Raw genomic sequence first — 1420 nt, forward strand, 5'->3', positions numbered from 1 at the left:
GCGCTCGCCGCCGCCAGCGCGGCCGCGGCCGACTGGGCCGCCACCCCGGCCGCGCAGCGCAGCGATTGCCTGGAGCGCGCCGCGGCGCTGTTCGAGCGCGAGGCCGACACCCTGCTCGCGCTCGCCGTGCGCGAGGCCGGAAAGTCGTGGGCCAACGCGGTGGCCGAGCTGCGCGAGGCGGTCGACTTCCTGCGCTACTACGCCCAGCAGGCGCGTGGCTTCGATGCCGCCAGCCACGTGCCGCTCGGCCCGGTGCTGTGCATCAGCCCGTGGAACTTCCCGCTCGCCATCTTCAGCGGCCAGGTCGCGGCCGCGCTCGCCGCCGGCAACCCGGTGCTCGCCAAGCCGGCCGAGCAGACCCCGCTGATCGCCGCCCATGCGGTGCGCCTGCTGCACCGGGCCGGCATCCCGGCCGCCGCGCTGCAGCTGCTGCCCGGCCGCGGCGAGACCGTCGGCGCCGCGCTGGTGGCCGATGCGCGCGTGCGCGGGGTGATGTTCACCGGCTCCACCGAGGTCGCCGCGCTGATCAACCGCAGGCTCGCCGCACGCGGCGGCAACGTGCCGCTGATCGCCGAGACCGGCGGCCAGAACGCGATGATCGTGGATTCCACCGCCCTGCCCGAGCAGGTGGTGACCGACGTGCTCGCCTCCGCCTTCGACTCCGCCGGCCAGCGCTGCTCGGCGCTGCGCGTGCTGTGCCTGCAGCAGGACATCGCCGACGGCGTGCTGCACATGCTGCAGGGCGCGCTCGCCGAACTGCGCCTGGGCAACCCGGCCGACGTGCGCGTAGACATCGGCCCGGTCATCGACTCCGAGGCGCGCGCCGGGCTGGAGGCCCACGTCGCCGCGATGCAGGCCAGTGGCGCGCGCGTCACCCGCCTGCCGCTGCCCGCCGAGTGCGCGCACGGCACCTTCGTGGCCCCGACGATCATCGAGATCGGCGCGCTCGCAGAGCTCGGCCGCGAGCAGTTCGGCCCCATCCTGCACGTACTGCGCTACCGTGCGTCCGAGCTCGACGGCCTGATCGACGCCATCAACGCCAGCGGCTACGGCCTCACCATGGGGGTGCATACCCGCATCGACGAGACCGTCGAGCGCGTCGCCGCGCGTGCCCACGTCGGCAACCTGTATGTGAACCGCAACATCATCGGCGCGGTGGTCGGCGTGCAGCCCTTCGGCGGCGAGGGCCTGTCGGGCACCGGGCCGAAGGCGGGCGGGCCGCTCTACCTGCACCGCCTGCTGGCGCGTACCTCCGGCCCGGTGCTTGCCGACGGCGCGCTCGCGGTGACGGACAGCGACGAGACCCGCGCCGCCGATGCCACGCTCGCGGCCTTCCTCGAATGGCTGGACGGCGCCGGCCGCAGCCTGCTCGAAGGCGACGAGCTGGCCGCGCTGCGCGACCGCGCCGACGCCTGCCGCG

At 75.1% G+C, this 1420-nt stretch carries 1 protein-coding gene; it reads left to right on the forward strand.

Annotated elements, in window-relative coordinates:
* Positions 1–1420: L-glutamate gamma-semialdehyde dehydrogenase (locus tag C667_RS22925; RefSeq protein WP_004388658.1), on the forward strand; the 1420-nt coding region annotated here is incomplete at both ends.

This window comes from Thauera phenylacetica B4P (assembly GCF_000310225.1).
GTDB lineage: Bacteria > Pseudomonadota > Gammaproteobacteria > Burkholderiales > Rhodocyclaceae > Thauera > Thauera phenylacetica.